A 13,111-nucleotide genomic window follows, 5' to 3' on the forward strand; every position below is an offset into this window, starting at 1 on the left:
TAGAGGAATAGCCGATTTCATATAATTGGAGGGAATAGAATGCGGACAGAGAAGCAGATGCAAGATTTAGTGCTGAAAGTGGCTAATGGGAATCATAGAGTGAGAGCTGTTTGTATGAATGGATCAAGAACCAATCCCAATGTACCAAGAGATCCTTTTCAAGATTTTGATATTGTGTATATCGTGGATAATATGAAATCTTTTTTGAATGAGCCTGATTGGGTGGATGTCTTTGGAGAACGAATCATTATGCAAACACCAGAAGATTCTTCTCTATTCCCATCAACGCTTGGTGGGCGATTCTCTTATCTTATGTTATTTGCAGATGGGAACCGGATTGATTTAACGCTTATTCCGATTGAGCAAAAGGAGAGCTACTTCCAAGAGGATGGGCTGACATTGGTTTTATTAGATAAGGATGGTAATCTTCCACATGTCCCGCCTAGTACAGATAAGGAATATTGGGTAAAAAAGCCGACAGCGGAACAATTCGCTGACTGTGTGAATGAATTCTGGTGGGTATCCACTTATGTGGTTAAGGGATTATGGAGGCAAGAAATCCTCTATGCGATTGATCATATGAATATAGTAAGAGCAATGCTTTTAAAAATGCTAGAATGGAATGTTGGCATCAAAACAGAGTTCTCGCTTAGTGTGGGCAAAAATAGTAAGTACTTAAAGCAATATCTTGATGAGCATTCATGGGAGAAACTGCTGGAGACCTATCCTAATGGAGAGTATGACCAAATATGGAGGGCATTATTTTCAATGACGGCATTATTTGAGAGAGTGGCTTTAGAAGTTGGAAAACAGTTAGATTTTTGTTATCCATTGGAAGAGACGGATAAGGTAAAAAGCCATTTAAGGCATGTTTATAAGTTACAGCCTGATGCAACGGAAATATATTAAAGTTTTTGGCGGTCATTTGCAAAGCAGATTGACCGCCTTTTTAGAAAAGTGTGTATTTTTTTTAAATAAAAAGCTGGATATCCGACTTTAAGGCATCTTCCAAATACACCTTTGCATCAACAATTTCTACTTCTGGATAAAATTCTTCTTGTTTGAATCCTAGAATATCTACAGATAGTTTACAGGCAAGAAACTTTATTTGTTTTTTTCGAGCCCCTTTTAAGAAAGCTATTAGTGGAGGTGCCTCTTTTTCATCGAGCATCTCTTGCATCATCCTTTTACCGATGCCAGCATAGTTCATTCTTGATAAAGGGAGCTTTTCCACGTCTTCTGGGGTAAGAACGCCAAACATTTTTTCATAAATAGACTTACCCTCCATATCGATTTTTTTCTGGATCTCTAAGCAATAAGAGGCCCCAAAATGTGAAAAACATCGTAACTTCTATATTTAAATCACGGGCACTATTTGCAAGAATTAAGCCTGCCATCGCTTTATCATATTCGCCACTAAACATTAATAAATTTAATCTTTTTTCCACTGAATTATCCCTTCTTTGTTTTAGAATATTCTTAGCATCCTATCAAAGGGTGTTTGGTATACAGACTTCACTAGATTGTCATAATTAATGGAGGGAAAAGGGAAATAAAAGATACGGGAGGAGAAGAACTAATATGTACTATCGAAAGTTTACAGTAAATGATTTTCCATTATATTATCAGCTAGTATCTGATAAAAGTGTGATGGCACTTATTACAGAGCGAGCAATACCAGAAGAAGAGGCCAAAATAAATTTTCAGAAATTACTATATCGCAATGAGACATATAATGTGTTTGGTTCTTATGCTTTTTTTCATCCAGAAGCGGAAGCGTTTATTGGACTTGGTCATTTGACTGTAAATGAACGGAAAAAGGAGGAGGCAGAACTTGGCTATATGCTTTTACCTGATGCATGGGGGAAAGGATATGGAAGTAAAATCGCGGGAATCATACTATCATTAGCAGAACAAACAAATGTAAAGGTCGTAAAGGCAATTATTGATCCGACTAACATTGCATCGAAGAAAATCTTAATCAAGCTGGGGTTTACTTCTGAATGGATTGGAGACATGGATGGTTTGCCTGGAGAGGTTTTAAGAAAGGAATGAAGAGAATGACCAAAAAAAGGAACTATTATTAGAAAATCTTTTAGAAGTGGTTGAATATGTTTATATGTTCACGTATTATCTAAATTATATGAATTTTTTAAAGGAGTATTAGATCATGCAATCAAGAATTTCTTTTTCCACCTATGCTCTGATTGGTACGATGCTTTTTGGTATGTTTTTTGGAGCAGGCAATTTAATTTTTCCTATCCAGCTCGGACAGCTTGCTGGTACGAACTTTTGGCTAGCACTAGCGGGGTTTCTGGTTACGGCTATTGGACTGCCATTTCTCGGAATATTAGCAATTGGATTATCAGGAAGTAACGGTGTGCGCGAGCTTTCGGATCGTGTTCACCCAGCATTCGGATTTCTCTTTTCTCTCTTTCTTTACTTAACAATTGGACCGTTTTTTGCGATTCCTCGTACAGCTACAGTTCCGTTTGCAGTTGGGATTGAGCCATATATAGAGAATGGATATATTCCGCTTTTTTTGGCTATTTTTAGTTTTCTTTTCTTTTTGCTGGTTTACTATTTTTCATTAAATCCAGCAAAGATTATGGATGTGATTGGAAGATATTTAACGCCCGCTTTTTTAGTGTTTTTATTTTTATTAATTATTGTAAGTCTTGTTCGTCCAATGGGGAGCTTTCAAGAGCCACAAGGAACCTATATAAATAGTGCTTTTATGACTGGATTTAAAGAGGGTTATAATACAATGGATGCCCTTGCATCACTTGCCTTTGGGATTGTTGTGATTAATGCAATCAAAGGGAAGGGGATTAGCGATGTAAAAAGTATTGCCAAAACAACTTGGAAATCAGGAATTTTTGCCATGTTGTTAATGATGCTTATTTATGGATTTATCACCTATATGGGATCTTCAAGTGTACAAGCTGTGGGATCTTTTGAAAATGGCGGGCTTATCTTTGCCGCTGTCGCAAAACATTATTTTGGTTCTTTCGGTGGAATACTGCTTGCAATTATTATTGTACTTGCCTGTTTAAAAACTAGTATCGGATTAATTACTTCTTGCAGTGAGTTTTTTCATGAGGCGTTCCCGAAGATTAGCTATAAAGCCTTTGTGCTAATCCTATGTGTTGTTTCTTTCTTATTTGCAAATCTAGGCTTAAACAAAATTATTCAATTTGCTGTGCCTGTGCTTATGTTTTTATATCCCTTAGCGATTGTGCTTATCTTACTTGCACTTTTTTCGCCATTATTTAAAGGAAAGCAGAGTGTTTATTTAACGGCCATTGTCTTAACGTTGTTCGTAAGTATACTGGATGGTTATCAGGCACTTATAGATAGCATTCCAGAAGCTAAGCTCGGCTTTTTTGAGCAAATTGGGAATTTGTATGAAAATATTCTTCCCTTTTATGAAATAGGATTGGGCTGGGTTTTACCCGCATTTATTGGAGCTTTGATTGGGTATTTGGTTCGTAAATAGGACAAGGAAAGATAGTTCTCTTTCTTCCTTTTTAGGGAAGCAAAAGAACTGTCTTTTTATTTACTCTAAATCAGCTTCTAAATTTGAAATTTGTCCTTCGTCGTATAGATAGGGATACCTGATTCGGTAAGTGTTTCAATATCGCGGTAAATTGTTCGAACGGAAACTTCAAACTTCTCGGCTAATTCGTTTGCTGTTATCGATTTTCTTTCTAGTAAGATATAGACAATTTGAAACAATCTACTTATTTTCATATGTAAAAGCTCGCTCCTTATCCTAGATAATGAATCCTTTAAAAAAAGTTGAGGCTGTGACAAAAGCATTTCAACTAATAATAAACACGAACTTTTGTATAGTTAATATACATAAAAGTTCGTGTTTTTCAGTTTGAAAAAAAGTTTAAAAACGAAGTGAAATGGAGCGGAGGACGCTCGACTCCTGCGGGAAATAGAGGAAAGGCTGAGACCCCGCAGCGCATGCGAGGAGGCTTAGCTTCCTCCCCGGCGCATCGTGCGTCTGTAGCGCAATGGAACGACTTAGTTTTTACACTTAACTATATTTAAAAACTTAGATAACCATCATGAGAAAGTAGCTTTATTTAAGAGCTAAATTAGAGATTGTTCGTCTTTAAAGATTGGTTATTTAGTTTTGTCCCAGCCTCCTCCTTATATTAGAAATGTAAGTAAAATATAGGAGTGATAGGAATGGAACAAACAAAAGCGAAAGTTATAATCATAACAGGAGCTTCTAGCGGTATTGGGGAAGCTACAGCAAAATTGCTTGCAAAGAAGGGAGCAAAAATTGTTCTTGCGGCGAGAAGAGAAGATCGACTCCAAAAGGTATGCAACGAAATAGAAAAAGAGGGAGGAGACTCAATTTTTCTTAAAGTGGATGTCTCTTCTACTCAAGATATGCAAGAATTAATAAAGTTCACTTTAGAACATTATGGAAGAATCGATGTACTAATAAATAATGCAGGAGTTATGCCGTTGTCACAATTGCAGGAATTAAAAGTTGATGAATGGGATCGAATGATTGATATTAATATAAAAGGTGTATTGTATGGTATTGCTGCTGTTTTACCAACCATGCGAAACCAAAAAGGAGGACATATAATCAATATCTCTTCTGTTGCTGGTTATCAAACAAGTCCCACTTCAGCGGTATACAGTGGGACAAAGTATGCTGTCCGAGCAATTACCGAAGGGTTGCGACAAGAGGAATCACCAGAATCAAACATCCGTACTACAATCGTATCACCTGGGATTGTGAAGACAGAATTAACAAATTCAATAAGTTCCAGAGAGGTTAAGGAAATGGTGTCTAAAACAGAGGGGTTTTCTATTTCACCCATAAGTATAGCAAGGTCCATTGCCTTTGCGATTGATGAACCCGAAGATACATCCATCAATGAAATAATTATACGACCGACTGCCCAGTTATCGTAATGGTTTTTAGAGGGACGGTTCCCTTCCTTTTAGGTAGTGAACCGTCCCTCTGTTACCATTTTAATGGTGGTTTATCTAATTGGGCTTGTATTCCTAGCTCGTGTGCTGCAGCTAAAATAAATTCTTTTCGGAAGAAGTAGCTTTGATGGCTCACGATTTTGCCATTCTCTATTTCTTGTGATTGAATATCATGAATTTTTAATCCGTCGTCGGTTGCGGCTAAAACGATAATAACTGGTTTTCCCCATAGTATTTTTTCTACTGCTGTATGACCAGGTAACCCATAGATTAGGGAGCCGTTACGCATTTCGTCTTTAGAATATTCTTGGAAGCCAAGGAATGCTTCGTATTGAGCTTGATCACTATATAGGCGTAACATCTTATCTAAATTTCCTTCATTGAAAGCTTGCAAGTATGCCTGAATCGTTTCTTTCTGTGCAGAATTAGTTCCTGCATAATTTTCGGATTTAGAAAAGTCTAAAGAAGCGATTTTTTTCCTAGCCCGTTGAACAGCAGAATATACCCCACCCGGAGTACTTTTTACAATTCCAGCAACTTCTTCAGCGCTAAAGTGGAAAACATCGAGAAGAAGAAAGGCCGCTGTTTGTTTCGGCGTTAAATTTGATTCCAAGGAAAGTAGAATCTCTTCTAAGAGTAAATGATCAGAAAAAGCAATGGAGGGAGTTTGAATATCATCTAATATTCCAATCTCTCTTTTTCTTTTTCTGCATTGATCAATCCAAGCGTTTGTTGCAATTCGAAAAAGGTAGTTCTTTTTATCTGTAATCTCATGCCACCTTTGCGGAGCCATTCCAAACGATTTAATGATGGTATCTTGATATAAGTCTTCTCCATCCCATGGAGACCCTGTAATATATTTACAATAGTTCCATAAGGCTTTGGAGTGGGATGCAATCATTTCTTCAAATTCATGTAATAATTTTCTTGATTCATCGGTAAAAATTTTTGTAAAATGCTTTTCCATTGTTTTTTCCCTCCTTAACTTCTTTCACATGTATAACGGTTAGGTAGTGCAGAATTATACGGGATATGTATATTATTTGGTTAATTTTATCATCGAAAGAAAGGAGAAGCGAGGTGATTGAATCTAAATATGACATGATGTTGTCTAGGTAAATGATTTATACTATTAGTAATATTAATGAAAAGAGGATGGTTATATGGAAACTAGATGTGCATGGGCAAATTCTAGTGAAATGATGCGAGATTATCATGATAAAGAATGGTGTGTGCCAAGTCATGATGATCAGTACTTGTTTGAAATGTTGGTGTTAGAAGGAGCACAGGCTGGATTATCTTGGTCTATCGTGTTAAAAAAGCGAGATGCATATAGACAAGCTTTTCATCATTTTGATTTAGAATACTGTGCAAACTTAACAGAATTAGATATGGAAAAAATCAGAACCAATACGGAAGTTGTGAAACATCCATTAAAGATTAAATCCGTTAAAAGCAATGCATTAGCAATTATGGAGATACAAAAAGAGTTTGGCAGTTTTGCGGAATTTTTATGGGCTTATGTAGATGGAAGTCCAATCGTATCCAACTGGCAATATGATAGCCAAATTCCTGCAGAAACCGATCTTTCAAAAAAAGTCAGTAAAGATTTGAAAAAAAGAGGCTTCAAATTCGTCGGCCCTGTAACCATTTATTCCTATCTACAAGCCATCGGGATAGTTAACGATCACATTAGTAGCTGTTCCTTTCATGGGAATTAAGAGTGCGGGGGAATCAGATAGGCATTCTCCTGATCCCTCGCTTTTTTGTTCTTAATATGATAAAGGGAAGCGGGACAACTGTCCTTGTAATTACTTAAATAAAAGAGGACTTCCCATAATGTAAGAGCAGCTTCTTTATCAATAGCCCATGGTTTGACACCGATTCTATCGGTGTCGTCTGTAGCTAAGGGAGCAATGTCTCCATTTTCGCAATAAACGCCACCATATCCTGCTAGTTGTTGGCTAACTGCACACCATACGATGGTTGCAGCACCTTCTTTGATGGTTTTGTGTTCATTATTGTAGCTGTCGTAGCCTCGTTCTCCGTTCTTATTAATTGCTCCCATTTCCGACAATTCTTCATCTGTTAAATTATGAGAGAGGTTTGTAACAATACTTCCTGGATGTACCGCAAAAGATCGAATATTGTCTTTTTTATATAATTCGTCAAGCGCAACGCTCAATAGGGAAACAGCTGTTTTTGATTGCCCATAAGCCACCCACTTATCATAGGGGGTGTCGATAAAGTTAGGATCACCAAAATGAAAAGGAGAGAACCAATGAGCTCTTGAGGTTATCTGGACAACTTTTGCACCATTCGCTTTCTTTAGTTCTGGCAGCAATGCTTTCGTCATTTTCCGACAGAAGACTCCTTCTTCCATTGTGTGCAGGGCTTTAGCCTAACAAAAAGAGGGAGATGGATGTCGGTTTGCGATAGCCAAAACACATCCTCTTATAGTAAAATAAGAACATATATTCGTGTTAGGGGAGTGAGCGCAGTGATCGTTAATAAAGCATATAAGTTTCGTATCTATCCCAATAAAAAACAAATGGAACTCATCAATAAAACGATTGGTTGTGTGAGGTTCACATACAATTTCTTTCTAGGTAAGCAGAAAGACAAAGACGCTTATTGGTATATTGTTGAAAAAATGGTTCAAAATAGTCAACTTTCAACGAATAATTGGAAAGAAAAATGTTTGAACAAATATGAAACAGTAAAGGCAATTCCAGAATTAAAGAAACACTATTCTTTTCTGAAAGAAGTGGATAGTATTGCTTTGCAGAAATCGGTTGAAAACTTGGCTGATTCTTTTAAACGATACTACAAAAAGCAAAATAAGTACCCACGCTTTAAATCGAAGAAGAATCCTGTGCAATCCTACACGACAAAGCATACAAACGGAAATATTGCGGTTGAAGGTAACTATATGAAGCTGCCTAAACTTGGCCTTGTTCGCTTTGCCAAAAGTCGTGAAGTCGAAGGCAAGATACGGAGTGCTACCATTAGACGCAATCCGTCAGGAAAATACTTCCTTTCCATCTGTGCAGAAGTGGAAGTGATAGAGTTACCTAAAACACATTCCGCTATTGGAGTAGATGTTGGGCTAAAAAATTTTGCTATTCTTTCAGATGGTACAACTTTCTCTAACCCTAAATTCTTTCGCACATTGGAAGAAAAGTTAGCTGAATTTCAACGAATCATGAGCAGACGAACCGTTGGTGGCTCAAACTGGTATAAAGTCAAACGAAAAGTGGCCCGCATTCACGAGAAAATGGCAAACGCAAGAAAGGATTACTTGCACAAAATCTCCACTGATATTGTCAAAAACCACGACATAATCGGGATGGAAGATTTGTCCGTATCAAATATGTTAAAAAATCACAACCTTGCTAAAGCCATTAGTGAAGTATCATGGTCAGCATTCAAAACCATGATGGAATACAAGGCAAAATGGTATGGAAAACAAGTGGTGACAGTGGCAAAGAACTTTCCATCCAGTCAGCTTTGCTCCTGTTGTGGCTACCAAAACAAAGTTGTTAAAAATCTTGGCTTACGTGAATGGGAATGTCCAAAATGCCATACCCATCATGAAAATCGAGATATTAACGCAGCAATCAATCTCAAAAAGGAAGCGTTAAGACTTCTAACCGCAGGAACTGCGGGGGTAGCCTACTAAGATAACTGAAGGATACTTTGGTGTTCGTAGGAATCTCCCCCTTCAATCAGACTGTAAGGTCAATAAGGGGTGAGTAGTTCAAGTAACTAATTTAATAGTACTTAAAGGCTCTGCCTGTGTGTAGAGTAATCGGAATTAGTATGCCTATTTTTAAATAAGCCTTTCATTAGCGGTTATAAATGGGATGGAAAGGGGGAGAATTGTCCTCTCTTTTGTATTTTCTATTTTCTTCCTTCCAGTTATTTCAAAACACAGGCTGCAAAGACCTGTGTTTTTTTATAAGCAGAATGGAGGAATATAAATGGAAGAAAGACAAAAAGCGATAGTAGTAGGAAGAAGACTATAATCGTTATAGGGAATATGTTGTTTAATAGAAAGAGAGCGACAGTTTTATTAATTCTTGGAAAGAGGGGATGGAAGGAACTGTTCCTTCCATCCCTTTGCTTCATTCTACATCCAGTACATACATGGAAAAATCTGCTGATTCTCCATTTACGATTAAGGTTCCATCGTTGGTGAAGCGTGGAACGACTAATCGTTCGTTAATGTTATTAAAAGTTGGTAGTTCTTTTAAGACATCGTCTTGTAATTGATATAATTTTACTGTATCAGAGTTGTTCTTCTTTACACTTAATGCAATGAATTCCTTATATATAGCAAAATTATTAAACGGAGGCGTTTTTATTTGATGAAAATTGCCATCAGAGAGATCAATGTAGCCTAAAATAGTTGGGCTCTCGTCCTCATTTGAAAATGCCGCATATATTTTATTGTTTACTAAGGTAACATATTCTGCTGATTTATAAGGAACTTTATATTTTCCAATCTGTTCAAGAGTTGTAATATCATAGACATAGAATGCTGTTTCATGGCTGTTATTTGTTTTGAATTGTTCAGGAATAACAAGGATGTTCTCATATAAATCAGCCTTGCTATTTCTTCCAATTCCTAAGTTTTCATGTATAATGCCTTCCTCCATGGTTGTTAAGTTTATCCAGTTATATCCATAACCATCACTATAAATCATTCTATTCTCTTTAAGCTGTAGATCCCCAATAACATTGTTTAGTTGTATTGGCTGCATTTGTGTTTTTCGATTTAAAATATAAACGTCATCGTTTCCTTCTCCCCAAACAAGCCAATTTTCAGTCGCGACCATTTTATAAATATCAATTTCTTCCGTAGACTTAACAAGTACTTGCTGTGAGTGAGATGTAAGTGAATAGGAATAGATTATTTTGTTATCGGCAAAAATTAATTCATTCGTACTTCTTATAAAAATAGAACGAATGAAAGAAGAGTAATCTACGTTTGGAATGGTTATCTTTTCTAATGGTGTGTCAAATGTTTCGTGTGAAGAAAGCCGATTTAATAGAGAAGGTCCAATTAAAATAATAAGGAGACCTATGATGGCGAGTGTACTGAATATAGGACGGAATAATTTTCTTCTAGGAGGAGCTGATCTTTTCATGTGAGTATTGGCAGTTTGTAAAATTTTTTGTTTCTTTTCTTTGGAAAGAGTTATATCACTAGGGATTGTTTCATCTAATAATTGTTTAATATTTTTTGACATGTTTCATCTCCTCCTCGCTAATTGTTAATTGCGCTTTTTTTCGTCCTCTTGCTAATCTAGTTTTAACTGTGTTGCTGGAACAATTTAATATATCACTAATTTCTTTAACCGATAATTCTGCATAATAATATAGCCAAATTACTTCCTTATATTTTATTGGAAGCCTATTAAGTATGGCAGCAATATACGATTTGTTTTCTTGTTTTAAATAAGCATCTTCTGGTGATTCTTTATCAATAAGAAATGTACTAGCAAGCTTGGAAACTTCTATTTTTCGAATAGCCCAGCTTTTAAAATAATTTCTGCATTCATTTACAGTTATCCGGTATAAATATGTTTTAATGCGGGATCTACCTTCAAATTGATCGAGATGTAAGTAATAACGGATAAACACCTCCTGCACAATATCCTCGGCTTTTTGTTTGTCTTTCACAAGAGCAAAAGCAAGCCGGGTTAAATAATGACCATAGGTATCCATCGCGTTTGTAAGCAATTTATCTCTTTCTTGCTTCTCCAAATTCCCCTCCCCTTTCTATCTATTGATTTAGACAAAACAAATAGAAGAACGGTTTCTTTATTTAAGGATTTTTGAACCATTTTATATAAATTAATTCTAGCACTATATTTACTAACCTCTTCATATAATCAAAAGAGGAAGCAGAGGGGGTGCTATAGGTGAATATTTTCGATTGCGTTATTATCGGTGCAGGTCCAGCAGGAATGAGTGCTGCGCTCATATTAGGGAGAGCAAGGCGAAATATTGCCATATTCGATGATGGGACAAATAGAAATAGGGTTAGCCATGAATCCCACGGTTTTATTACAAGAGACGGGATATGCCCTCAGATGTTTAAAGAGTTAGGAATGGATGATTTAATGAAATACACGAATATTTCTTGTTTCAAAGCTAGGGTAACCAACATTGAGAAGGCTAGAGGTGAAAGGGGACTACTGCTAGTTAAAACAAAACATCATGATGAATACTTAACGCAAAAGCTTATTATTGCAACTGGTGTTCAAGAGGTAATCCCAATTCCGAATGCAAGACTATATTATGGGAAAAGTCTGTTCAGTTGCCCTTACTGCGATGGATGGGAATTACGGGATCAAGCGCTAATTGTTATTGCCCATACCGAAGCACAAGTCTTACATATGGGGAAACTGGTTTATAATTGGTCAAAAGATTTAGTCATTGCGACAAATGGAGCGGCAGTTTCAGAGAAAATAACAGAGGATTTTCAGAAAAGAAATATCTCTATCATAACAGAACCGATTAAAAGGCTATTAGGGGAAAATGGCTATCTTCAGCAAGTCGAGTTTAAATCTGGACAAAGGATTACGAGAACAGGTGGTTTTATCGTTCCTTCCTATTATCGATCTAATCAATTTGTGGAGCAGCTTGGGTTAGAGGTTCATCCTAATGGAGTTGTAGCGACGGACGGATTTGGTCGTACCACTTGTAAAAATGTTTATGTGGCAGGAGAAGCAGAAAAAGCAGGCGCATCCACTGTCGTCCTTTCTGCTGCAGACGGTAGTAGGACCGGGGTGGCAGTAAATACAGACTTAGTAATGGAGCAGTTTTAAAAGAAGCGGAGGGAGTAGAATCCTCCTGCTTCCATTAGAAATGATTTCCTATCCTCTTGTCATTGGCAGCTGGTTGCTGCTATTTTTAACGAGTAAATATTGAATAACATCAATATTGCTTGCTTTAAAGGAAGCGGCACATGCTTGTAAATATAAGTCCCACATCCGGATAAAACGTTCATCTTTTATTTTCCGAACTTCCCCTAGATTAGCAATAAAGTTACCATGCCAAATTTCTAATGTTTTTTGATAATGGCGGCGAAGACTTTCTAAATCAACTAATTGTAGACTTGCTGTTGTCATATGATTAACAAGCTCCGAGACACCAGGAATATATCCGCCGGGGAAAATATATTTATTGATCCAAGCGTTGGTTGCGCCACCTTGCTGTCGTGATATTCCGTGAATCAAGGCTACTCCATCTTCTTTTAGCAAATGGTGAACCTGCTGGAAATATGCTTGTAGATTCTCTTTGCCTACGTGTTCAAACATCCCCACACTAGTAATGCGATCAAATGTCTTATCCTTTAAATCACGATAATCCATTAAATAGACGGTTATGCTTTTTGATAATCCTTTTTCTTTTGCCATTTTCATCACATAGTCATACTGTTCTTGACTTAAGGTGATGCCGGTTGCCTTAACTTGATAGTCTTTTACAGCGGTAAAAATAAGATTTCCCCACCCACAGCCTATATCTAATAAATGTTGGCCAGGAGCTGGATTTAATTTTTTTAAAATATGATCAACCTTATTTTGCTGTGCAGTTTCTAATGTATCTTCAGGAGTTTGGAAATAGGCACAGGAATAGGTCATGGAACGGTCTAGCCAAATTTTATAAAAATCATTGCCAATATCGTAATGATTTTGGACATCTTCTTTACTTTTTGTTTTAGTATGGGACTGTTTGGGAAGAATTTTTCTAAATTTATTACTTTGCATAAAGCTGGATGCATTTTCATAGGCAGAGGCAATTAAATCCTCTAAACTGCCCTTTATTTCTATTTTTCCATCCATATACGCTTCTCCTAAAGCTAATGAAGCATTATTGTAAATATCTTTCATACGAATAGGCTTTTTGAAAATAAGTTCTATTGCAGGATCGCCGTTACCATAGACAGCTGATTTACCATCCCAATAAGTAACTTTAACTGGAATGGTGAAGGAATTGCTTAAAATAGATTTATACATGGTTTTCTCGAACACACCATTCACCCCTTAATCTCCATTGTTTATGTATAATTTTACCTCTATTTCATGAAATATGTGGTCAATATGCTCAAATGGAATAATAGGTGGATATTTTG

12 protein-coding genes and 2 pseudogenes are annotated in these 13,111 nt (G+C 36.6%); 7 read left to right on the forward strand and 7 right to left on the reverse strand.

Annotation, left to right across the window (positions count from 1 at the left end):
* The first annotated feature begins 39 nt into the window (after nucleotides 1-39).
* Nucleotides 40-909, forward strand: a complete 870-nt coding sequence (locus tag ACTQ5K_RS13325; RefSeq protein ID WP_235251579.1) for an aminoglycoside 6-adenylyltransferase — start codon at nucleotides 40-42, stop codon at nucleotides 907-909.
* Nucleotides 910-970: 61 nt separating this feature from the next.
* On the opposite strand, the pseudogene ACTQ5K_RS13330 reads toward ACTQ5K_RS13325, so the two are convergent.
* Nucleotides 971-1,448, reverse strand: a pseudogene (locus ACTQ5K_RS13330) (DsrE/DsrF/DrsH-like family protein).
* Nucleotides 1,449-1,581: 133 nt separating this feature from the next.
* Between ACTQ5K_RS13330 and ACTQ5K_RS13335 the strand changes: the two are divergent.
* Complete coding sequence (locus ACTQ5K_RS13335; protein WP_235251580.1) at nucleotides 1,582-2,055, forward strand: GNAT family N-acetyltransferase; 474 nt, start codon at nucleotides 1,582-1,584, stop codon at nucleotides 2,053-2,055.
* A 115-nt stretch (nucleotides 2,056-2,170) separates the two neighbouring features.
* Complete coding sequence (brnQ, locus tag ACTQ5K_RS13340; protein WP_235251581.1) at nucleotides 2,171-3,499, forward strand: branched-chain amino acid transport system II carrier protein; 1,329 nt, start codon at nucleotides 2,171-2,173, stop codon at nucleotides 3,497-3,499.
* A gap of 89 nt (nucleotides 3,500-3,588) precedes the next feature.
* Here the strand turns inward: brnQ and ACTQ5K_RS13345 are convergent.
* Nucleotides 3,589-3,822, reverse strand: a pseudogene (locus ACTQ5K_RS13345) (helix-turn-helix transcriptional regulator); the annotation flags it as partial.
* Between the two features lie 381 nt (nucleotides 3,823-4,203).
* Between ACTQ5K_RS13345 and ACTQ5K_RS13350 the strand changes: the two are divergent.
* Nucleotides 4,204-4,947: an SDR family oxidoreductase gene (locus ACTQ5K_RS13350; protein WP_441993973.1), complete on the forward strand. Its 744-nt coding sequence runs from the start codon at nucleotides 4,204-4,206 to the stop codon at nucleotides 4,945-4,947.
* A 52-nt stretch (nucleotides 4,948-4,999) separates the two neighbouring features.
* On the opposite strand, the gene ACTQ5K_RS13355 is transcribed toward ACTQ5K_RS13350, so the two are convergent.
* A complete protein-coding gene (locus ACTQ5K_RS13355) occupies nucleotides 5,000-5,932 on the reverse strand; it encodes a sigma-70 family RNA polymerase sigma factor (RefSeq protein WP_235252572.1) in 933 nt (310 codons plus the stop codon).
* Between the two features lie 196 nt (nucleotides 5,933-6,128).
* Here ACTQ5K_RS13355 and ACTQ5K_RS13360 point away from each other — a divergent pair, with 196 nt between their 5' ends.
* Nucleotides 6,129-6,686 carry a DNA-3-methyladenine glycosylase I gene (locus tag ACTQ5K_RS13360; protein ID WP_109768685.1) on the forward strand — a complete coding sequence of 186 codons (558 nt, stop codon included), beginning with the start codon at nucleotides 6,129-6,131 and terminating at the stop codon, nucleotides 6,684-6,686.
* On the opposite strand, the gene ACTQ5K_RS13365 is transcribed toward ACTQ5K_RS13360, so the two are convergent.
* Entirely contained in the window at nucleotides 6,683-7,321 is a 639-nt protein-coding gene (locus ACTQ5K_RS13365; protein ID WP_441993974.1) for an SDR family NAD(P)-dependent oxidoreductase, read from the reverse strand. The two genes, ACTQ5K_RS13360 and ACTQ5K_RS13365, sit on opposite strands and share 4 nt — an antisense overlap.
* A gap of 144 nt (nucleotides 7,322-7,465) precedes the next feature.
* On the opposite strand from ACTQ5K_RS13365, the gene tnpB reads away from it, so the two are divergent.
* Nucleotides 7,466-8,647, forward strand: coding sequence for an IS200/IS605 family element RNA-guided endonuclease TnpB (gene tnpB / locus ACTQ5K_RS13370; protein WP_109768683.1), 1,182 nt, complete (start codon nucleotides 7,466-7,468; stop codon nucleotides 8,645-8,647).
* Between the two features lie 445 nt (nucleotides 8,648-9,092).
* Here tnpB and ACTQ5K_RS13375 read toward each other — a convergent pair whose 3' ends face one another.
* Together ACTQ5K_RS13375 and ACTQ5K_RS13380 are read right to left on the reverse strand one after the other, a co-directional pair.
* Nucleotides 9,093-10,220, reverse strand: coding sequence for a hypothetical protein (locus ACTQ5K_RS13375; RefSeq protein WP_441993975.1), 1,128 nt, complete (start codon nucleotides 10,218-10,220; stop codon nucleotides 9,093-9,095).
* On the reverse strand, nucleotides 10,204-10,737 hold the full coding sequence (locus tag ACTQ5K_RS13380) for a sigma-70 family RNA polymerase sigma factor (RefSeq protein ID WP_441993976.1): 534 nt from the start codon (nucleotides 10,735-10,737) through the stop codon (nucleotides 10,204-10,206). The genes ACTQ5K_RS13375 and ACTQ5K_RS13380 overlap by 17 nt, the downstream gene beginning before the upstream one ends.
* 158 nt (nucleotides 10,738-10,895) lie before the next feature.
* Between ACTQ5K_RS13380 and ACTQ5K_RS13385 the strand changes: the two genes are divergently transcribed.
* Nucleotides 10,896-11,804 carry an NAD(P)/FAD-dependent oxidoreductase gene (locus ACTQ5K_RS13385; protein WP_441993977.1) on the forward strand — a complete coding sequence of 303 codons (909 nt, stop codon included), beginning with the start codon at nucleotides 10,896-10,898 and terminating at the stop codon, nucleotides 11,802-11,804.
* Between the two features lie 48 nt (nucleotides 11,805-11,852).
* Here the strand turns inward: ACTQ5K_RS13385 and ACTQ5K_RS13390 are convergent, their stop codons facing one another.
* Complete coding sequence (locus ACTQ5K_RS13390) at nucleotides 11,853-13,010, reverse strand: class I SAM-dependent methyltransferase (protein WP_441993978.1); 1,158 nt, start codon at nucleotides 13,008-13,010, stop codon at nucleotides 11,853-11,855.
* Nucleotides 13,011-13,111 lie beyond the last annotated feature (101 nt).

It is taken from the genome of Niallia sp. Sow4_A1, assembly GCF_052116745.1.
GTDB classification, from domain to species: domain Bacteria; phylum Bacillota; class Bacilli; order Bacillales; family Cytobacillaceae; genus Niallia; species Niallia hominis.

Excerpts from the sequence above, each read along its gene's own strand:
- ACTQ5K_RS13325 (WP_235251579.1), top strand. The coding sequence starts at position 40 with ATGCGGACAGAGAAGCAGATGCAAGATTTAGTGCTGAAAGTGGCTAAT.
- ACTQ5K_RS13335 (WP_235251580.1), top strand. The coding sequence starts at position 1,582 with ATGTACTATCGAAAGTTTACAGTAAATGATTTTCCATTATATTATCAG.
- brnQ (WP_235251581.1), top strand. The coding sequence starts at position 2,171 with ATGCAATCAAGAATTTCTTTTTCCACCTATGCTCTGATTGGTACGATG.
- ACTQ5K_RS13350 (WP_441993973.1), top strand. The coding sequence starts at position 4,204 with ATGGAACAAACAAAAGCGAAAGTTATAATCATAACAGGAGCTTCTAGC.
- ACTQ5K_RS13355 (WP_235252572.1), bottom strand. The coding sequence starts at position 5,932 with ATGGAAAAGCATTTTACAAAAATTTTTACCGATGAATCAAGAAAATTA.
- ACTQ5K_RS13360 (WP_109768685.1), top strand. The coding sequence starts at position 6,129 with ATGGAAACTAGATGTGCATGGGCAAATTCTAGTGAAATGATGCGAGAT.
- ACTQ5K_RS13365 (WP_441993974.1), bottom strand. The coding sequence starts at position 7,321 with ATGACGAAAGCATTGCTGCCAGAACTAAAGAAAGCGAATGGTGCAAAA.
- ACTQ5K_RS13375 (WP_441993975.1), bottom strand. The coding sequence starts at position 10,220 with ATGTCAAAAAATATTAAACAATTATTAGATGAAACAATCCCTAGTGAT.